Annotated in this window: 22 protein-coding genes; 15 read left to right on the forward strand and 7 right to left on the reverse strand. The window is 62.1% G+C overall.

All coding sequences use genetic code 11. The features are described from left to right. The first annotated feature begins 179 nt into the window (after positions 1–179). The 7 genes from A0W34_RS22520 to fadD11 are packed head-to-tail and all read left to right on the forward strand — an operon-like array spanning position 180 to position 8,449. A complete protein-coding gene (locus tag A0W34_RS22520) occupies positions 180–1,736 on the forward strand; it encodes a flavin-containing monooxygenase (RefSeq protein WP_065351295.1) in 1,557 nt (518 codons plus the stop codon). After that, on the forward strand, positions 1,736–2,668 hold the full coding sequence (locus A0W34_RS22525; protein ID WP_003940129.1) for a metal-dependent hydrolase: 933 nt from the start codon (positions 1,736–1,738) through the stop codon (positions 2,666–2,668). Before A0W34_RS22520 ends, A0W34_RS22525 begins: the two co-directional genes overlap by 1 nt. After that, entirely contained in the window at positions 2,665–3,756 is a 1,092-nt protein-coding gene (locus A0W34_RS22530; protein WP_081558303.1) for a PDR/VanB family oxidoreductase, read from the forward strand. The genes A0W34_RS22525 and A0W34_RS22530 overlap by 4 nt, the downstream gene beginning before the upstream one ends. Beyond that, positions 3,753–4,253 (forward strand): SRPBCC family protein, encoded by a 501-nt coding sequence (locus A0W34_RS22535; RefSeq protein WP_081558304.1) that lies wholly within the window; start codon positions 3,753–3,755, stop codon positions 4,251–4,253. The genes A0W34_RS22530 and A0W34_RS22535 overlap by 4 nt, the downstream gene beginning before the upstream one ends. Continuing rightward, positions 4,250–5,683, forward strand: coding sequence for an aldehyde dehydrogenase family protein (locus A0W34_RS22540; RefSeq protein ID WP_081558305.1), 1,434 nt, complete (start codon positions 4,250–4,252; stop codon positions 5,681–5,683). Before A0W34_RS22535 ends, A0W34_RS22540 begins: the two co-directional genes overlap by 4 nt. Before the next feature lie 4 nt (positions 5,684–5,687). After that, positions 5,688–6,650 (forward strand): SDR family oxidoreductase, encoded by a 963-nt coding sequence (locus A0W34_RS22545; protein WP_081558306.1) that lies wholly within the window; start codon positions 5,688–5,690, stop codon positions 6,648–6,650. Next, on the forward strand, positions 6,647–8,449 hold the full coding sequence (gene fadD11 / locus A0W34_RS22550; RefSeq protein ID WP_081558307.1) for a fatty acid--CoA ligase FadD11: 1,803 nt from the start codon (positions 6,647–6,649) through the stop codon (positions 8,447–8,449). The genes A0W34_RS22545 and fadD11 overlap by 4 nt, the downstream gene beginning before the upstream one ends. On the opposite strand, the gene A0W34_RS22555 is transcribed toward fadD11, so the two are convergent. From A0W34_RS22555 to A0W34_RS22575, 5 genes are all read right to left on the reverse strand, one after another. Further along, positions 8,425–9,510, reverse strand: a complete 1,086-nt coding sequence (locus tag A0W34_RS22555; protein ID WP_007733546.1) for a sulfate/molybdate ABC transporter ATP-binding protein — start codon at positions 9,508–9,510, stop codon at positions 8,425–8,427. The two genes, fadD11 and A0W34_RS22555, sit on opposite strands and share 25 nt — an antisense overlap. Then, on the reverse strand, positions 9,507–10,316 hold the full coding sequence (locus tag A0W34_RS22560) for an ABC transporter permease (RefSeq protein ID WP_020970514.1): 810 nt from the start codon (positions 10,314–10,316) through the stop codon (positions 9,507–9,509). Before A0W34_RS22560 ends, A0W34_RS22555 begins: the two co-directional genes overlap by 4 nt. After that, a complete protein-coding gene (gene modA, locus A0W34_RS22565; protein WP_003940357.1) occupies positions 10,313–11,122 on the reverse strand; it encodes a molybdate ABC transporter substrate-binding protein in 810 nt (269 codons plus the stop codon). The genes A0W34_RS22560 and modA overlap by 4 nt, the downstream gene beginning before the upstream one ends. 25 nt (positions 11,123–11,147) lie before the next feature. Next, positions 11,148–11,543: a TOBE domain-containing protein gene (locus A0W34_RS22570; protein ID WP_003940157.1), complete on the reverse strand. Its 396-nt coding sequence runs from the start codon at positions 11,541–11,543 to the stop codon at positions 11,148–11,150. Between the two features lie 125 nt (positions 11,544–11,668). Further along, the gene (locus A0W34_RS22575; protein ID WP_007733549.1) at positions 11,669–12,247 is read right to left on the reverse strand and encodes a carboxymuconolactone decarboxylase family protein; all 579 of its coding nucleotides are present in this window, start codon (positions 12,245–12,247) and stop codon (positions 11,669–11,671) included. Positions 12,248–12,382: 135 nt separating this feature from the next. Here A0W34_RS22575 and A0W34_RS22580 point away from each other — a divergent pair, with 135 nt between their 5' ends. Both A0W34_RS22580 and A0W34_RS22585 read left to right on the forward strand, forming a co-directional pair. Further along, a complete protein-coding gene (locus tag A0W34_RS22580) occupies positions 12,383–13,573 on the forward strand; it encodes a pyridoxal phosphate-dependent aminotransferase (RefSeq protein WP_003939670.1) in 1,191 nt (396 codons plus the stop codon). Next, a complete protein-coding gene (locus tag A0W34_RS22585; protein WP_003940556.1) occupies positions 13,570–14,580 on the forward strand; it encodes an AraC family transcriptional regulator in 1,011 nt (336 codons plus the stop codon). Before A0W34_RS22580 ends, A0W34_RS22585 begins: the two co-directional genes overlap by 4 nt. Here A0W34_RS22585 and A0W34_RS22590 read toward each other — a convergent pair. Next, positions 14,577–15,002 carry a VOC family protein gene (locus A0W34_RS22590; RefSeq protein ID WP_003940409.1) on the reverse strand — a complete coding sequence of 142 codons (426 nt, stop codon included), beginning with the start codon at positions 15,000–15,002 and terminating at the stop codon, positions 14,577–14,579. The genes A0W34_RS22585 and A0W34_RS22590 overlap by 4 nt on opposite strands. Positions 15,003–15,050: 48 nt before the next feature. Between A0W34_RS22590 and A0W34_RS22595 the strand changes: the two genes are divergently transcribed. Both A0W34_RS22595 and A0W34_RS22600 read left to right on the forward strand, forming a co-directional pair. Continuing rightward, positions 15,051–15,617, forward strand: a complete 567-nt coding sequence (locus tag A0W34_RS22595; protein ID WP_081558308.1) for a hypothetical protein — start codon at positions 15,051–15,053, stop codon at positions 15,615–15,617. Between the two features lie 400 nt (positions 15,618–16,017). Continuing rightward, positions 16,018–16,512, forward strand: coding sequence for a hypothetical protein (locus tag A0W34_RS22600; RefSeq protein ID WP_081558309.1), 495 nt, complete (start codon positions 16,018–16,020; stop codon positions 16,510–16,512). 22 nt (positions 16,513–16,534) lie between these two features. Here the strand turns inward: A0W34_RS22600 and A0W34_RS22605 are convergent, their stop codons facing one another. After that, entirely contained in the window at positions 16,535–17,053 is a 519-nt protein-coding gene (locus tag A0W34_RS22605) for a hypothetical protein (RefSeq protein WP_156888939.1), read from the reverse strand. 125 nt (positions 17,054–17,178) lie between these two features. Between A0W34_RS22605 and A0W34_RS22610 the strand changes: the two genes are divergently transcribed. The 4 genes from A0W34_RS22610 to A0W34_RS22625 all read left to right on the forward strand — a co-directional run bounded on the left by A0W34_RS22610 (position 17,179) and on the right by A0W34_RS22625 (position 19,598). Further along, on the forward strand, positions 17,179–17,382 hold the full coding sequence (locus tag A0W34_RS22610) for a hypothetical protein (protein ID WP_156888940.1): 204 nt from the start codon (positions 17,179–17,181) through the stop codon (positions 17,380–17,382). 177 nt (positions 17,383–17,559) lie between these two features. Then, the gene (locus A0W34_RS22615) at positions 17,560–17,850 is read left to right on the forward strand and encodes a hypothetical protein (RefSeq protein ID WP_081558312.1); all 291 of its coding nucleotides are present in this window, start codon (positions 17,560–17,562) and stop codon (positions 17,848–17,850) included. A gap of 418 nt (positions 17,851–18,268) precedes the next feature. After that, positions 18,269–18,493: a hypothetical protein gene (locus tag A0W34_RS22620; RefSeq protein ID WP_081558313.1), complete on the forward strand. Its 225-nt coding sequence runs from the start codon at positions 18,269–18,271 to the stop codon at positions 18,491–18,493. A gap of 28 nt (positions 18,494–18,521) precedes the next feature. Beyond that, positions 18,522–19,598, forward strand: coding sequence for a hypothetical protein (locus A0W34_RS22625; protein ID WP_081558314.1), 1,077 nt, complete (start codon positions 18,522–18,524; stop codon positions 19,596–19,598). Positions 19,599–19,621 lie beyond the last annotated feature (23 nt).

Raw genomic sequence — 19,621 nt, forward strand, 5'->3', positions numbered from 1 at the left:
CCATGTTCTCACTGACCGGCAGCGCTCTCGACCTCAGGTTATCGCGGCGACCTCCGCAAGCGAACTGACATCGCCCGATGTCAATCAGTTGAATTCTGACATCAACCGCTGTTGACATCACTTGATGTCAGACTTACTCTTCGTTCAGTTGTTCACGCACCAATCAGGAGGCGTCACACATGGTCGACATCGACCCAACCTCGGGGCCATCGGCCGGTGACGAGGAAACTCGAACTCGCCGAACACGAGTCGTCGTCATCGGAGCCGGTTTCGGCGGCATCGGAACGGCTGTCCGCTTGAAGCAGTCCGGGATCGACGACTTCGTCGTTCTGGAACGTGCCGCGGAGCCCGGGGGAACCTGGCAGGTCAATACCTACCCCGGTGCACAGTGCGACATCCCGTCGATTCTGTACTCGTTCTCGTTTGCGCCCAATCCGAACTGGACGCGGCTGTATCCGCTACAGCCCGAGATCTACGACTATCTCCGGGATTGCGTCCATCGCTTCGGACTGGCCGGTCATTTCCACTGCAATCAGGGCGTGACAGAAGCTTCGTGGGACGAGCAAGCCCAGATCTGGCGGGTACACACTGCGGAAACCGTGTGGGAGGCACAGTTCCTGGTCGCGGCCACCGGCCCGTTCAGTGCCCCCGCCACACCCGACCTTCCCGGGCTCGAATCGTTTCGTGGTCAGATGTTCCACACCGCGGACTGGAACCACGACCACGACCTTCGCGGTGAGCGGATAGCCGTGGTCGGCACCGGCGCCTCTGCGGTGCAGATCATCCCCAGACTGCAACCGCTCGCGGACACGTTGACCGTGTTCCAGCGGACACCGACGTGGATCCTGCCGCACCCGGATCAGCCGATGACCGGCTGGCCGAGCGCTCTCTTCGAGCGGGTGCCGCTCACCCAACGACTGGCACGCAAGGGACTTGACCTGCTCCAAGAAGCCCTGGTACCCGGATTCGTGTACAAGCCGTCACTGCTCAAAGGGCTGGCCGCACTCGGCCGCGCACACCTTCGCCGGCAGGTGCGGGACCCGGAGCTTCGCGCAAAGCTGCTCCCCCACTACGCATTCGGATGCAAGCGTCCGACGTTCTCGAACACCTACTATCCCGCGCTGGCGTCACCCAATGTGGAGGTGGTGACGGACGGAATCGTCGAGGTGCAGGAGCGCGGAGTCCTCACCGCGGACGGCGCCTTCCGGGAAGTCGACACCATAGTCATGGGAACCGGCTTTCGTATGGGAGACAACCCGTCGTTCGACATCATCCGGGGCAAGGACGGCCGCAGCCTCGCGCAGACGTGGAACGGCAGTGCCGAGGCCTTCCTCGGCACCACCATCAGCGGGTTTCCGAACTTCTTCATGATCCTCGGCCCCAATTCCGTGGTCTACACCTCGCAGGTCGTCACGATCGAAGCGCAGGTCGAGTACATCGTGAGCTGCATTCTTCAAATGGACGAGGGCGGCATCGGCAGTATCGACGTCCGGGCAGACGTGCAGAGAGAGTTCGTGCGCGCGACCGACCGCCGACTCGCCACCAGCGTGTGGAACGCCGGCGGGTGCAGTAGTTACTACCTCGTCGACGGCGGCCGCAATTACACCTTCTATCCCGGATTCAACCGATCCTTCCGCACCAGGACCAAACGAGCCGACCTCGCTCACTACGCGCAGGTACAACCCGTCTCGTCCGAATCACTCACCACTGCCCGAGAAACCGTGAGGAGCCGATAATGCTCGGCATCAACGCCTTCCGAGGCACACCCGTCGTCGCACCGTCCGGCGCGCGCCGCTACACCGACGAAGCACATGCGATCGCCGCCCGTGACGTCGAATTCGACTGGGACGGCGTACCACTGCATTACGTGCCGAACGAACCGATGGTCACCCACGTCATCAACTTCATGCATCTCGTGTTGCCCGAGGGAGAGCGGGCCATGTCCGCAACGCTCGCCGAAGCACTCCCGCTCATCGAGGACCCCCGCCTGCACGAAGAGGTGGTGGGATTCGTCGGACAGGAAGCAACACACGCGTCGTCGCACAAAGGTGCACGCGAGCATCTTGCGGACCTCGGCATGGACATGAAACCGATGTCACGCCGGATGGACTGGCTCGTGGACAAGATATTGGGCGACAAAGGATTGACCGGAAAAGCCAAGCACGCCTGGCTCTGTGAACGTCTCGGCTTGTTTGCCGCGATGGAGCATTACACGGCGGTGGTCGGGGAATGGCTGCTCACCGATCCCGCCCTCGAAGATGCCGGCATGCACCCGACGATGCTCGACATGGTCAAGTGGCACGGCGCCGAGGAAGTCGAGCACCGCAACGTGGCCTTCGACGCCTACATGTACGTGGACGGTAGCTACGCCAGACGCGTTCGCACGGCGCTGCTCGCCAGCTTCACGTTGTTCGTGTTGTTCATCGCCTCGATGAACTACCTCTTCCGGCAGGACCCGTCGAAGGCGAAGGGCCGCCTGTGGCCTCTGCAACTGATCAGCGCCACTCGCCGCGGCCTGGTCCCGAACATGAAATTCCTGATCACCGAGATTCCTCCGTATCTGCGGCCGAGCTTCCATCCGTCCCAGATCGGGGACATGGACGTAGCCATGCGCTACCTCGCTCGCTCACCTGCCGCCAATCGTTCTTCCGAAAAGAGTGAAGGATGAACAAGACGACTGCCGACCGTCCTCACGACGCACAAGACTTCACACCGACCCGGTCGTTGAGGATTGCCGCACAGGCGACGAGCGCATACCGTCGAATCTTTGCGTCAAGTCCTGCAGCGCAGATACTTTCGCGTCCCAACCCGGTCCGCTACAGCGGATTCGACATGACGCTGGACGTGAAGTCCGTCCGGTTCGAGTGCGCAGACGTCCTGAGTGTCACCTTGACCCCGAGGGAAGGAATCACCCTGCCGTCGTGGATTCCCGGCGCTCACCTAGACGTCATTCTCCCCTCGGGAAGGCAACGACAGTATTCGTTGTGCGGAGACCCCGACGACTTGACCTCGTATCGGATCGCCGTCCGGCGGATCGACGAAGGCGGGGGCGGCTCCCGCGAGATACACGAGTCGCTGAAACCCGGAATGGTTGTCGACGTACGAGGGCCGCGGAATGCATTTCCTTTTGTCACTGCTCCGTCGTACCTCTTTGTTGCGGGCGGAATCGGGATCACTCCGATACTTCCCATGGTGCAACGCTGTCACCGCCGCGGAGTCCCGTGGCGATTGGACTATCTCGGACGAACTCGGGCAGCTATGCCATTCCTGAACGAGGTCGAGGAGTATTCCAGCGGCCGGGTAACCATCCGACCCGACGACGAGCTGGGTCCGACGGATATCGGAACACTCGTCGCTGCTGCGGATCCCGGTGCCGCGGTGTACACGTGCGGACCGGTTCCGCTGATGAACACGGTGCGTGCGACAACTTTCGCCGCCAACCCGACCGGATCGGTGCACAGCGAAAGGTTCTCCCCACTCCCGGTAGTCGACGGCAAGGAGTTCACGGTGCATCTGGCGCGCACCGGTATCACCGTCGATGTGGGCGAGTCCGAAAGCGCCTTGGCTGCAATACGACGCGTACTTCCCGGAGTAGCGTATTCATGCCAACAGGGCTTCTGCGGTACATGCAAGGTCCGGGTGCTCTCCGGGACCGTCGAGCATCGAGACACCCTCCTCACCGAATCCGAACGTACTGGTTCGATGTTGACCTGTCGATCACGTTCCACCGGTGGGTCTTTGGTGGTGGACCTGTGAAGGGAAAATTCTCTCTTTCTGCGGCCGACGCAGCCTTCATCCGCTCCGCTCCGCTGGTGATCACTCACCGGATCGAATCCGAAGCGACATGTGAAAGCTTGTGGCAGACGTTGACCTCGGACGGAGCGCTCACGTCGTGGGCGCACGGGATCACCGGAGCCGACTGGACCTCGGACAGGCCATTCGGCGTCGGGACTACGCGAACCGTGCGAGCCGGCGCTTTTGCTGCACTGAACGAGCGATTCTTCCGCTGGGACGAGGGCCGCCGGATGTCGTTCTACGTGGAGTCGGCGTCACTTCCGGGGTTCAAACGCTTCGCTGAAGATCTGGTGTTGGAACCGACTTCGACTGGCAGCCGCCTCACCTGGACGTTCGCTGTGCAAGCGCTACCGTGGTTCGCCCCCATTCTGACTCTGTCCCGACCGATCCTCCAACGCGTCACCCGCGGCTGGGCCGACGGCGCCGTCCACCACACACTTCAAGGAACTCCACGATGACGGCGACCGAGATCGACACGACCACACAGGCGTCCGACGACACAGTGACACAGGCAGTGCGCGACGCCCGTACTGCTTCCGAGTGGTGGGCAGAACTGACATTCGAGCAACGTGCTCGTCGACTGGATCGGTGGCGAGGAATCATCGCTCGTCGAGCATCCGAACTCGCCGACGTCGTTCACCGGGACATGGGCAAGCCGCACCCTGATGCGATGCTCGAAATCGCCATGGCACTCGAACATCTCGCGTGGGCGTCGAAGAATGCCCGAAAGGTATTGGGCAGGCGCAGCGTCCGCTCCAGTTTGTTGACGGTCAATCAGGCCGCCTCGGTGGAGTATCGACCTCTCGGGGTGATCGGTGTGATCGGTCCGTGGAACTATCCGGTCTTCACCCCACTCGGTTCGCTCTCGTTCTCGCTGGCGGCAGGCAACGCCGTGGTCTACAAGCCGAGTGAGTTCGCACCGGCAGTCGGGCAATGGTTGGGCCGCGCCTTCGCCGAGGTCGTCCCTGAACATCCTGTGCTGCAGGTCGTCACGGGCGATGGTTCGGTCGGCGCGGCACTGTGCCTGGCCGGTGTCGACAAGATCGGGTTCACCGGATCGACCGCGACGGGCAAGAAAGTCATGGCAGCGTGCGCCGAGACCCTCACACCGGTGTTGATGGAATGTGGTGGTAAGGACGCGCTCATCCTTGATGCCGACGGAAATGTCGGTGCCGCCGCGGATGCTGCGGTGTGGGGAGCATTGTCCAACTCCGGTCAAACCTGTCTGGGCGTCGAGCGTGTATACGTGCACGAACATGTCTACGGCGAGTTTATCGACAAGACAATCACTTTGGCTGCCCGAGTTCATGCGGGTCCGGGTGCCGAAGACAAGATCGGTCCGATCACCATGCCCTCGCAAGTGGCTGTAATCCGGCGCCACATCGACGACGCGATGTCGCGGGGTGGACGTGTCGTTCTCGGAGGGCTCGGCTCGATCTCCGGCCAGTACGTGCAACCGACCATCATGGTCGACGTCCCCGAAGACAGCCTCGCCGTCACGGAGGAAACTTTCGGCCCGACGATGACGATCACCAAGGTCGCCTCGATGGACGAGGCGGTGGAGTTGGTCAATGCGTCGCCATACGCATTGGGAGCAAGCGTGTTCGGCAAGGACGGAGCGGCTGTTGCCGATCGGCTCCGATCCGGAGGAGCGTCGGTGAACTCTTACGTGATGTATGCCGCGGTTCCCAACCTGCCACTGGGTGGGGTCGGAGCATCTGGTTTCGGACGCGTTCACGGCCCAGATGGTCTGAAGGAGTTCAGCTACGCTCGTTCGACGACTCGGCAACGATTCCGTTCGCCCCTACCACTGACGACGTTTCGAAGGACCGCCCGAATCGACTGGCTGGTCAAGGTTCTCATCCGCGCGCTACACGGAAGGCACTGAAGCAATGACGGGACGCTTGTCCGCAATTGCGGGAACAGTCCGCGATCTGGGAATTCCACTGCCCGGACGCCGAATCGACTACGACGTCGCCGGAAAGGTCGTACTGATCACCGGTGGAGGCGACGGTATCGGTGCAGCGCTGGCGCGCACTCTCCACCGGCGTGGGGCCACCGTGGCACTGGTCGACGTCAACGAGAGTTCATTGGCAACGGCCGAGCGCTCATTCGAGTCACAGCGAGTCGTGACGGTGACGGCCGATGTCCGAGATCGGGACGGCATGACCGCAGCCGTGCAAACGATCATCGAGCAGCTGGGCAGAATCGACGTCGTAGTGGCCAACGCCGGAATCACCCCTCCCCCGGCAACATTGCGCCAGATCAATCCCGACGCCTTCGATCGTGTGCTCGACGTCAATCTCACCGGCGTCTTCAACACCGTGCATCCGACCATCGACGAGGTGATCCGCAACAGTGGGCACATCGTCGTCGTGTCATCGGCGGCGTCGTTCGCCCCCGGTTTGGGCGGCGCTTCGTACATGATCAGCAAGGCTGGGGTCGAAGCGCTCGGCCGGGCGCTGCGTCTCGAGGTTGCCGGCTACGGCGCTACTGCCGGCATCGCGTACTTCGGGATGGTGGATACACAACTTGCACGCGCAACACTCGACGACGACGAGATCGGGCGCAAACTCGACGCTCGACTACCTGGTCCCCTCCGTCATCGAATCTCCCCGGACCGTGCCGCCACCGTGATCGCCGACGCGATCGCGCGCCGCGCCGCCCGGACCCTTGCCCCCGCTGCCTGGGAACCCTGGGCGTGGGGACGCGGATTCATCAATGTCCTTGCCGACGGTTACCTGGCAAAAGACAAACAGGCACACGACCTGATCCGCGAACTCGAAGACAGAACCACCGCTGCGGCCCCGACGAATGCATCAGCCCTGCCAAAGGCATCCAGGAGAACATCATGACTACGTTGTGTGCAGCCTTCCAGCGAGTGTCGGCGGTAGCGCCCGACGCGGTGGCTTTGCGAGACATCGGCGATGCGCGAACACTGACGTGGCGCGCGTACGGCGAACAGGTTCGCGATGTTGCCGCGGGATTGGCCGGAATCGGCGTGGGACATGGCGATACGGTTGCATTGATGATGAGTAACCGCATCGAGTTCTACCCGATCGACGTCGGCGCCCAACACCTCGGCGCGACATCCTTCTCCATCTACAACACGTCGGCACCCGAAGGCATCCAGTACATCCTCGCCAATTCCGGTGCGCGAGTGCTCGTCTGCGAGGCCCAGTACGTGGATACCGTTCGCCGATCCGGTGCCACACTCGACACGATCGTGGTCGTCGACGCGCAACCGTCTGCCCAGCAGTCCGGCACCCTGACGCTGGAGCAGATGAAGTCCTCTGCTGCCGCCGATTTCGATTTCGAGAGCACCTGGCGTGCGGTGAAACCGAACGACGTCGCCACGTTGATCTACACCTCCGGCACGACCGGCAACCCCAAAGGCGTCGAGACGACTCATGCCTGTCTGTTGTTCGAAACCACCGCCGTCAGTGCTGTACTCCCCGTCGAGTTCGGTGACCGCATCACCTCGTACATGCCGTCGGCGCACATCGCCGATCGGCTCACCTGCCTGTACATGCAAATGGTGTTCGGCACCCAGATCACTGTCGTGCCGGATCCGAGCCAGGTAGCGGCTGCGCTTCCGGACTGTCGCCCCACGATCTGGGGCAGCGTCCCCCGTGTGTGGGAAAAGCTGAAGGTTGCAGTCGAATCGGCCGTCGCCAACGAACCGGACGACGCGCGGCGAGCGGCATTGCAGTGGGCACTCGACGTCGGTCGCACTCGGCTCGCACACTTGCGAGCCGGTGAAACAGTCCCCGCCGAACTGGAAGCGGACTACGCCCGAGCCGATGCAATGGTCCTCTCCGCTCTGCGTGCGAAACTCGGTTTTGCCGAACTGAAGTGGGCCATCTCTGGCGCCGCACCGATTCCGCCGGACACCTTGGCATTCTTTGCAGCCCTGGGAGTTCCGATCTCGGAGATCTGGGGAATGTCCGAGCTGACATGCATTGCGAGCACCGCACCGGCCGAGCCGACCAAGCTGGGAACGGTCGGAAAGTTGCTCCCCGGCATGGAAATGCGCATCGAGGCGGACGGTGAGCTACTGGTTCGAGGACCGTTGGTCATGAAGGGGTACCGCGGCGAACCGGCAAAAACGGCCGAAGCGATCAGTGCAGACGGTTGGCTTTCGACCGGAGACATCGTCACGGCCGACGCAGACGGATACCTCACGGTGATCGATCGCAAGAAGGAGCTGATCATCAATGCGTCGGGAAAGAACATGTCCCCCGCTGCCATCGAGACCGCAGTGAAGACGTCGTCGTCGTTGATCGGTGAGGTCGTGGCGATCGGAGACGGCCGAAAGTTCAACACAGCGTTGATCACTCTCAGCGCCGACGCCGCGGTCGGAGCGGCATGCTCACTGGGACTTGCGGCCGAGGCCGCGGTACTCGCCAAGGACGCTCGGATCGTCGACATCGTTGCAACTGCTGTCGCCGAGGGAAACTCGCGTCTGTCGAGGGCCGAGCAGATCAAGCGGTTTCACGTACTCACCACGTTCTGGGAGCCAGGCGGCGACGAGCTGACACCGACGATGAAGCTCAGGCGCAAGCCGATAGCCGAGAAGTACGCGTCCGAAATTGCAGCCCTCTATGCGGATTCGGTCGTAGAGGACGTCTACGAGCCTGCGCCCTGCGCATAGATCAGCGTCTCGGTGGCCTTGACCACAAACGTAGCGGCCGATCCCGGAACCAGATCGAGCTCGGCCGCTGCGCTCGCCGTGATGTCGGCAGACAAGCCCGGCTGGCCGGCTTCGTCCTCGGCTCGGACTCGGACGACATCGCCTCGATTTTCGATCTCCGCGATCGTGACCGCAAACGCGTTTCGTGGGCTCCCGTGAGGCGGATCCAGGTAGACCGACACTGCTCGCGGCTCGAAGACTGCCACGGCGGCACTGCCGGCCGGTAGGTCGGTCTCCGTCTGGCCCGCGATATCCACCCCGACCGGACTTCTGAGCATTCCGTCTCCGGCCATCGTGCCGCTGCGCAAGTTGATCCCTGCGATGCGTGCTGCAAATGCACTACGCGGGCGAGTCAGAACTGTTCGTACGTCACCACGTTCGACGACCCGGCCGCCGTCCAGCACGACAACGGTATCGGCAAGGGCCAGCGCATCCAGAGCGTCGTGCGTGACGAGCACGGCCGTGCGATCTCCTGTTCGGAGCACTCTACGCAGCAACGACCGCAATGCCGGGGCGGAGGCGACGTCGAGCGCAGACATCGGTTCGTCGAGCAGGAGTAGTTCGGGTTCAGCAGCCAATGCCCTCGCCACTGCGACTCGTTGCGCTTGACCGCCGGAGAGCTGTGACGGCTTGCGGTCAGCCAATTCGGCGGCGTCGACTGCGTCGAGCCAGTGGCGCGCGGAATCGGCGGAATCGCGACGCGACCGCCCTGCACTGCGCGGCGCGAACGCCACGTTCGCGGCCGCACTGAGGTGGGGAAAGAGAAGTGCCTCTTGCGCGAGTAGAGCAGTGCCGCGCCGATGCGGCGCCAACGCGACTCCCCTACCGGTATCGGTGAGAACGCGAGAATTCAGTTCGATCAACCCACGCCGCGGGTGATGTAGTCCGGCAACCGCCGCCAGTACCGTCGACTTGCCTGCGCCGTTCGGTCCGAGGACAGCGGTCACCTCACCGGCCGCGACGTCGAACGTCGCAACGACATCGCGCTCCGGAATCTCGATGTCGACGTGGAGGCCACTCACAACGAACCCGCCGATCCGCGTCCACGCACCGCAACCACGATGACCACCGCGACTACGACCAACACCAGCGAAAGCGCTACCGCTGCATCCGGATCGGTCTCACGCTGGAGATAGATTTCCAACGGCAGGGTACGCGTGACCCCTTGCAGACTTCCCGCGAACGTCAGCGTTGCACCGAACTCCCCCAGTGCGCGAGCGAAAGCCAGCACTGCCCCTGACACCAGACCGGGAAGCACCAGCGGCAAAGTCACCCGGCGAAGCACGGTGGTCGGGCGGGCTCCGAGCGTCGAGGCTACGGCCTCGTATCGTGTGCCCGCAGTGCGTAGCGCACCTTCGAGGCTGACGACGAGGAACGGTAGCGCGACAAACGTCTGCGCCAGGACCACCGCGGTTGTCGAGAATGCTATCTGGATGCCGAGCACTTCCAACTGCTCACCGATCAACCCTTTGCGCCCGAACGTGTACAGCAACGCGATACCGCCCACCACTGGCGGCAGAACCAGCGGGAGCAGAATCAAGGATCGAAGAACGGACAGTCCCCGAAAATGACTGCGCGCCAACACCGCGGCCATCGGTACCCCGAACAGGATGCACAGCAGCGTGCTCATTGCCGCTGTCTTCAAACTCAGTTTCAACGCGGCAACCGACGATTCGGAAGTCACGAGTTCCCAGAACTGCGACCACTGCACGGTGGCCAGCATCGCCGCCAAGGGCGCGATGACAAACGCTCCGCCGATCAGCGCCGGAAGGTAAATCCATACCGGCAACCCGAGCGGAGCCCGGACCGCCGGTCTTAGGTGTGTCACGGGGCAGCGAATCCCGCGTCACTCAGAACTGCCAGGCCCTTGGGCCCCTTCACGAGATCGACGAATTTGGTTGCCGTTCCCGAATTCTTCGAATCCTTCAGCACCGCAATCTGGTACAGGTTGACCACCGTGGTGGCCTCCGGGAACGCGACGGTCTGAACCTTGTCACCAGCGGACTTCGCGTCGGTGACGTAAACGATGCCGGCATCGGCCTGCCCGGACGTCACCTTGTTGAGAACGTCGGTCACCGACGATTCTTCGCTGACGGGCGAGAGGGTCTCGCCTGTGGCCGTCTCGACCTTCTTCGTAGCCGCGCCACAAGGGACCTGCGGAGCGCAGATCACCAGTTGCGTCCCCTCCTTTGCCAGATCGGCGAACGACGCGATGCCCTTCGGATTGCCCGGCGGCACAACAATCGTCAAGGTGTTGCTCGCGAAGTCCGAGGGCGACCCCGCGACGACGCCGGCGTCGGTGGCCTTGGTCATGTTGGCGGCGTCAGCCGAGGCGAACACGTCAGCCGGTGCGCCCTGAGTGATCTGAGCGACGAGGTCCGAGGACCCGGCAAAGCTGAAAGTGACCGATGAACCGGGGTTCTCGGACTCGAATTCCTTGCCGAGTTCGGTGAAGCTGTTCTTGAGTGACGCCGCCGCGAAGACGGTGATACTTCCCGTGGCACTCTCACTCGAAGTGGTTGTGGTCGGAGCGGCCGACGACGTCTCCGACGAAGAATTGTCGGAGGAACTACAACCGGTCACCAGGGCAAGCGAAAAGGCACCTGCTGCAACAAGTCCGACTACACGCTTCACGAATTTCCTCCAGTATGTTCAAAAACTACGGCGTTTCCACGATGACCGTGGTGGCCTTCACGATTGCGACTCCGATACTCCCGACCTCGAGTCCGAGCTCCCGAACCGCGTCGGTACTCATCAACGAGACGACAGTGAAGGGCCCACACTGCATTTCGACCTGAGCCATCACCTTGTCGGTGACGACCTTGGTGACGAGGCCGGCGAACCGGTTGCGGGCCGAACTCGCACCCGTGAGCGGATCGGCCGGTGCGGGTCCGGCGTTGGACCGGGCGAAGCCCGCCAACTCGGCACCGTCGATGACCTTGCGGCCGGAGTCGTCCGTCGTCGCGGTGAGAAGCCCACCGTCGACCCACCGCCGGACGGTGTCGTCACTGACACCGAGCAGGCCGGCAGCTTCGCGGATTCGAATGTTGGGCACCAGGTGATCGTAGGTCGCAAGTGCGGACCTAACAAGCCGGAATGCTCCGCAGATGCGTGAACTAGTCAATCATGATCACGTATCTGCGGAGCATTGTCGATAGTTGCCGTAGACGAATCAGCGCATCATTCTTCTGCCCAGGGCACACGGCAGGAGTCGGTGCTGAACCCCTGCTCGGTAATCCCCAACGCCGAATACATCCGGGCGCGCATGTTTTCGAGCCCGATCTGATAGGTCAGTTCCACGACGCCCGCTCGCCCGAACCTGCGCTCGAGATCCGCGACCTGTTCGTCCGTCACCCCGTTCTCCCCATGGGGGTCACCGGTCATGGCGTCGGCGTAGGCGATCGCGGCCCGCTCGTCTTCGCTGTACTTCGATGAATCCCGGTAGTTCGCGATCTCTTTCAACTTGTCGATGTCCAAACCGTCCAAGCGCGAGAGCATCGTCCCGAAGTCGACACACCACGAGCAGCCGACAGTCCAGGCGACGCGATAGACGGCCAGTTCACGAATGTTCGACGGCAGCACCTTCGACGCCTTCTGCACAGCCATTTCGTGGCGGGCAGCCGCTACGAACAATTTCCGATGGTTGGCCAGGACGGCAAAGGGCTCGGGGACTTCGTCGTACTGCCTGGCGGCGAATTTGTATGCCACTTTGATCAACGGACTGGCTTCTGACGGTGTCACTGCGGGAATGCGAGTCATGGCAAGCCTCCGTATGTTCTGGGGCACCGGATTCGATGCTCTCTACAGAGTTGGACGATGGCGGCGATTCAAACGTGACAAGCACCGCGTCCGAGCGGATGTGAGGATGCGGTGTCAGCCGACTAAGCTGCAAAGATGCCTTCGACGCCCCGCAACCGCACCGTCTCGCGTCTGCAGCCGTTCGCATCTACGATCTTCGCCGAGATGACAGCGTTGGCCACACTTCACGACGCGGTCAACCTCGGTCAGGGCTTTCCGGATACCGACGGTCCTGCGGCCATGCTCGAGGTAGCGCGCCGAGCCATCGCCGAGGGCGTCAATCAATACCCGCCCGGTCCGGGCATGCCCGTCTTGCGTCAGGCCATCGCGGAGGATCGGCGCATCCGCTACGGACTCGACAGTGATCCCGACTCCGAAGTTCTGGTCACCGTCGGCGCCACCGAGGCGATCAGTGCTGCGATTCTCGGACTGGTCGAACCCGGCGAAGAAGTAGTGCTGATCGAGCCGTACTACGACTCCTACGCTGCATCCGTCGCGTTGGCAGGCGCTGTACGTCGCACAGTTCCGTTGGTAACCGCGGGAGACGGATTTGCGGTCGATCTCGATGCATTGCGCGGCGCGATCACCGCCAAGACGAAGATGCTGATCGTCAACAGTCCTCACAACCCCACCGGCACCGTATTCACCGATCACGAACTTCGAGCGATCGCCGAACTCGCGTGCGAACGCGACCTGATCGTGTTGAGCGACGAGGTCTACGAGCACTTGGTCTTCGACGGCCTCACCCACACACCGATGGCGTCGCTCCCGGGCATGCGTGAGCGCACCGTCACGGTGTCCAGTGCCGCAAAGACTTTCAATGTCACCGGCTGGAAAACCGGCTGGGCGATCGGCCCGCGCGAACTCATCGACGGAGTCCGTGCCGCCAAGCAGTTCATGTCATTTGTTGCCGGTGCACCGTTCCAACCGGCCGTTGCCTACGCGCTCACCAACGAACAGCCGTGGGTCGTCGAACTTCGACAGAGCTTGCAAGGCAAACGCGACGTGCTCGGTAAAGCTCTGACCGAGGCCGGTTTCACGGTGCATTCCGGTGGCGGCACGTACTTCCTCCTTGCCGACATCAGACCGTTGGGCGAAACCGATGCGGGAGATTTCTGCCGCGCACTGCCCGAGCGGATCGGCGTCGCGGCCGTTCCGGTCGACGTGTTCGCGGACAACCGCGACGATTGGAAGCACCTGGTGCGCTTCGCCTTCTGCAAGCAGGACCACATTCTGTCCGAAGCTGCACGCCGTCTCCACCTGCTCCAAGGAGCAGCGCACCCATGACAGCGCGGACCATCCCGACCGCATTCGTCCACCGCTATCTCGCGTTCTCGCCGGACAACGACGTCGACTTGTCGGGTGCACTGCGCGCTGCCGGGATCGACCTCGAGACACTGTCCGACCCGCGCGCCCGGCTGACCCCGACTCAGGTCACCACGTTCATCCAATCCACCTGGCAGATCACCGACGACGAATTGTTCGGCCTCGGATCCGCCCCGGTCCCCCGTGGCACTTTCCGATTGATCTGCCTGACGTTGATCCATTGCCCTGATCTCGGATCGGCCTTCGCTCGAATGTCCGACGTGATCCGTGCGCTACCGGCTCTGGCCCCACTGTCGATCGAGAAGGGCGAGGAAAGCACTCGGGTGAGTTTCGCTGTCCGAGCTCGCGAAGGCGTCGCCGAACCTGATGTCGCAGAACGTGTCACAACCGATTTCGTCCTGATCTTGCTGCACCGATTTTCCGCATGGTTGATCGGAAAGCGCGTCCGACTTCGGGCGGTCGAGTTTCCGTACTCGGCACCGGATGCACGGTTGGCGCAGGACTACGACTACATCTTCGGAGCGCCGGTCACCTTCGGCGCGAAGCGCGCGGCACTGGAGTTCGACAACTCGGCCATGCGTGCACCGATCATCCAAACCGAGGAGACGTTGGAGGAGTACCTCCGAGAATCTCCGATTCAGCTCATGTCCGAACGTGATTACGACAGCACTGCGTCGGCGCAGGTACGACGGGTCCTGGAGCTCGGGGTGAAGGGGCGAACCTCCACTGCCGAGGAGATCGCGGAGATGCTTTCGATCAGCGTTCCCCATCTGCGTCGACTGCTGCGGCGTGACGGAACATCACTGAATCAACTACGCGAGGAAGTGCTCCGCGACGTAGCCATCGCTGGTTTGCGGCGCGGAGAATCCGTCGAAGTACTCTCGGCGCGATTGGGGTTCTCCGAGCCCAGCGCCTTCCGTCGGGCCTTCAAACGATGGACCGGCGACACTCCGAGTTCGTACCGCTAGCTGACGCAGAACTCGTTTCCTTCGGGATCGGTCATCGTGATCCACACGCTCGGCCCCTGCGCTCCTCGGTGCAGGATCGTCGCCCCCACCGTCTCGAGGTGCGCTGCGACATCCTCGCGCTTGTCGCCCACTCGTATGTCGAAATGGAGCCGGTTCTTCACCGTCTTCGATTCCGGAACCAATTGGAACAGAACGCGGGGACGTTCGGGATGCTCCGGATCGCTGATGGCCGCACCTTCGCGCCAGACGAGGACTCCCTCGAATGTCGTGGTGTCGGATTCCTTGGCGTGACCAGCGGCGACGAGGCCCCTGATGAAATCTTCGTCGCTGGGCTCCGCTGCCCACCCGAGTGCTGCGGCCCACCACTTCGCCTGTTCGTGCGGATGTGCCGAATCTACTGTGACTTGAAATTCGTATCCCATGTTCTGCCACCTTAGAGAGGTCATCTATCTGGGAGGATCTGATCCGCAATGGACGAAATCCATCATCACGCCAGCGCCTTAGCTCAAACCATGCGCGGGACACCGGCATTCGCCAGCGAAACATATGCATCCGACAAGTTCAGTGAACACGCGCTACGCGCCGCCGAGTACCTCATGCGCCAGCCCGATGCACTCGAACTACAACACCGGTCCTTCGCCCTGATGGACGGCGACGATTACACGATGGCCGATGCTTTCGTCGTCGCGGAGGCGGAGAATCGAGGCATGACGTACGACGCCGCGCAGTGTGAGCCGTGGTGCACCAACACAGCCGGACTCGGGGACGGAGACCGACACCTATGTATCGGCCAGGGGTCAGGCCCGATCAATCTCACCGCCGAACCGGGGGAGCTGAGCGACGACGGGATCACCACAGCCGCGATGCAGATCGGACCCGAGCGTAGGGGGTTCGGGTCGGACCCGGTTGTCTACATCAACTGGCAGCTGACGTCTGGAGAAGTCGTCACCCACATGACGCCAGCAGAGGCGCGCATTCTCGCGGACGCATTGAACGCCAGCGCCAACACGATCGAGTCCGGAATGCAGCAGAACTGACCGTCACAACCAAACTGCCCTCGACTTTGGACACTTGAGCCGGGGGCAGTTTCTGTTCAGGTGCGTAGCTCAGCTGATGCCGAAGCCACCGCCGAACGTGACCGAGAGCCACTTGACGAAGGCTGCGAACGCCACGTTGAAGTCGATTCCAGCGGAACCCATGATCCTCACCTCGCATTGCCAGGGATTGATCCCCCTGCAAACTTTTCATCGGATCGCACCCGGCCCGTGTTAGCGCGCGCACCGGCAACATCGTCGGTTAATCTCCCCGGTGTCCGGGCAGGACGCTTGTCGATGAGGGCACACGCGTCTTGTCCGGACCTCGATCCGCAGAAATGCTCCGACAGAAATCTGTCACAGGACGAACCAGCCAGGCCCGTGGACCACTAACGTCTACCCGGTGAACCTTGTCACCTGCCCCAACGGGCACACCGGACCGTCTGACGAAGTGCCCACCGTCAACGGCGTGCAGAGCTGCCCGATCTGCGGGTACCGGATCGAGCGGCGCTCTCTCAGCGGTGCCGGTACCTCTGTGTTGGTGGCACTCGGTTTGGTTGCGGTGGCGCTGATCGGTTGGGCGGCAGTCCTTCTGTTCATCCCGCTACCCGCGCAAAACATGGGTCTGGGCTCCGTCGGCACGTGCGGCCCCGGCTACTCGTCGGAATCCGCGCTCTCGGTACGCATGAATCCGAACTCGGTTGTCGAAGGTCAACGGGATGTCGATCCCACGTCGATCGTCGCCGCCCAGGAGCAACAGGAATGGGTCGACTATTGCGTCGGCGTGGCGGATTCGAGAATCAAACTGTCGGCAGTGATCGGTGTCGTCGGCGTTCTCGTCGGTGCGGCGACTGTCGTCCTCGCGACCACACGACCGTCCTGGCTCCTACGAAGTTAGAGCCAATCAACCAGGACAACCGTCACAGCAGACCCTTCTCGGTCAACCAGGCATTCCAATCGTCGACCGCCTGCCCCGCCAACTCCACAGCGTCACAGTCTGCACCGTTCACGCGGACGGTCCACGAATACCGGACCGAGCTGTCGCCAACACTCTCGTTCGAAAGTATCTCGCCAGTCGACCAGTTCACCACCGCCTCGATGCGCGGCATGTTAATGACAACACTCTGCCCCGACACTTCCGCGTATTCGCCGCTCTCCGTCCAACTCTTGCCACGGTCCAAAAGCAGATGTTTGACTCCATTCGCGATGTCCCGACAAGCGCCCAACGCAACCGAATCCTCGAACAATTGACGAGTTTCCTTCTCGAGATACTTCGGCGATGGTGGGGCGGTAATCCAATCACGCAGATGCCACGCGTCCTGCCAGAAGTGATACAGCGCGTCTCTCGCTTCCGCCGCGTCGGCTTCAACACCTGCCTGGAGACGCGTCAAAGATCGCTGCATCCGCTGGTACTGGTCCTGCCATGCCTCGTTCAACACAACGACCAGGATAGGTGGTCCGTCTATCGCCCAGAACCACACTGGACCACGACCCTCCTCATGATTACCGGACACCTTGGCGGGGGTATGCCGATACGAAACATCGAGATCGGGAGGGTGCACCTATGGCACCAATGAAAGACGTACGCGGATTCACTGACACGGAGTTGGTCGACGAGCTGAACCGGCTCGAGAGTCTGGACGAGATGACCCGTTGCGATGAGATCCGGCTCGACATCGTGCGAGACGAGTTGGTGCGCCGACAGTCCGCCGAACGTGTGGAAGTGCGGCACGGAAAAGGTATAGAGAAGAGTTACGGACGATCATGAACGACGACGACACCATCTGTCTGGAGTACGGGTCGGTCAACACCTAAGGACACGAACCGCGCGCACTGCTCCGAGGCAAATGACTCGCAGCAGAAATCCTCCGACAACAACTTGTCACAGGCCGCGCCGTTGTCGAATACTTGAACAGTCGGGGCTTACCGAAGGGAACGGGAAGTCATGGGATGGCTGTATATGTTCGCGAGCGCATTCGTCCACGGTGGTCGACGCCGACGCAAGAGGGCTGGCCCGCTGACCGTCGCTATTCGCAAACGTCAGGCCGAGAAGCGCTACGTTGCGAATGCGGTTCGACGCCGCGAACTCAACGACAAAGCACGTCGGATCTACAACGAACGACACCCGAAGCCGACACCGCGCCAAACGACGGCACCACCGCAGCCGCCGACACCGCGACAGCTCTCGCCGCCGAAGGCGTACAAAGATCCGCGCGATTTCTGGACTCGCTGGTAAACCCTTCCAGAACAAGAAAATCCCCCCGGCTACCGAAGGACAAGTAAGGGAGCCGAGGGGATTCTCTTTGCGCCGGATGGTACGACGGTCCGGCACGTTGCGGGTGGCCCCGCCGAAGACCCCAAGTAGTCGACGGGGCCGAAGGTGGTACGAAGGATCGAGCAACCAAACCTGCGCCCGCAGAACAGAATACAGCAAAGCCCCGAGCATAACCGTCAGATGGTGTAAGCGGAATACGTTCGGGGCTTCGTGCGTCCGGGGACGGGCCGGACTCGACATGCAGCACCTCCGATTCTACCGCGCTCGGATCGGCGGTGCGCGAGGCAATTTCAGTGAGCTTGGTTGAAAAAAGCACGTGTCAGCATTCCGTGGAAATGTAGTCCCAGTAACAGGAACTACCTAACGAAAGCCGAAGACCATGAGTAAGTTTCACATCGACCAGCCGCTCGACCCGAATCTGATCACACGCGAAGAGGCCGCAGTCATCATGCGCCGGTCGCTGGGTTCCGTGGGCAACTACATCGACGCCGGACGCTTCACCAGATACGACCTGACGGGACGTTGCCTGTTCCTCGACCGTCGCGAGGTGGAGGAGCTTGCCACCGAAATCAACTCCGGCCGAGTGAACGTCACGCGACACTGAGCGCCGACCAACCAGAGAGACATGCGACATGACGACAAAGTACGGGCCTATCGTCGAGCCCGAGCTGATGTGCAACCTCCACGTGATTCGACTACTGGCAACAGACGACGCCTCCCGTTCGCTGTTCGCGATGCTGATCGAATTGCGCTGCGCGAGTATGGCCGGACTGGCCGACGGCTTCGTTCCCGCCGACCTGCTGCGACACTCGACCAAGCATCACGAACCAGAAATGGCCATAGCGGAATTGGTGCGCCTTGGGTTGGCAGCGGAGGTCGAAGGCGGATGGCAGCTCGACTGGTCCGGCCAGGTCTCCGCCGACACAATCGAACAGAAACAAGCGAGCGGCAAGGCTTGGGATGCGCACCGGAGAGGCAACCACGCGAACTGCGAAGGGCGAAACTACAACTGTCACACCAACGGCGACCTGCAACGATGGAAGGAAGCGAATGATGACCGCACGGCTCCCGTACGCGGTGTGTCCGTACAGCTCCCGCGTGGTAACTCTACTCAACTCTACCCAACTCAACCCAACGGAGTTAAGGGTTTAGTTGGAGGAGAGTCGAAGCCGGGGGCCCCGGCCAAGAAAGATGCCGCTGGGGCGTCACTTTCCCGGCCACCCCGAAAGGGATCAAAAGCAGCGCCGAAAAGCAAAGCGCCAAGAGCGGGCGCTCCAAAGAAAGCCGCTGTTCGCAAAACCCCACCGGCAACGCAGCGCTCGACGCCTGAGCCGAAACCCGCACTGCCCGAGTATCAACGATTCTTCAAGCTGGGTGCTGGAGGTCGGGATCACCGGAACCCCGTCCAGATCCGGAGTATCGACGGCGGTATCGCGCTCTACGTCGACGAGGAGGATCTACTCAACGTCAACAGGGTTCGTGTTCAGATATGGGACAAGCGTGCCGCAGCGCTCATCACGGCAATCGAAACCGGCATCCGGGAGTTGTTCACCGACAGAACCGGAACCGCCCTCACCGAGACCGAGCGGGACGATTGGTTGGTCGCCAAGATCCCGGTGCCCGTTCAACATCGCGCTGGGATAGTCGAATTGGCAGTGGAAGCGCGGAAGAAGGTTCTCCTGGAGCAAGGATTCGTCGAGAGGGATTGATTAGTCCCGGCTGACGTCCACGG

The sequence above is a fragment of the Rhodococcus sp. BH4 genome, from assembly GCF_002079265.1.
Classification (GTDB): Bacteria; Actinomycetota; Actinomycetes; order Mycobacteriales; family Mycobacteriaceae; genus Rhodococcus_F; species Rhodococcus_F qingshengii.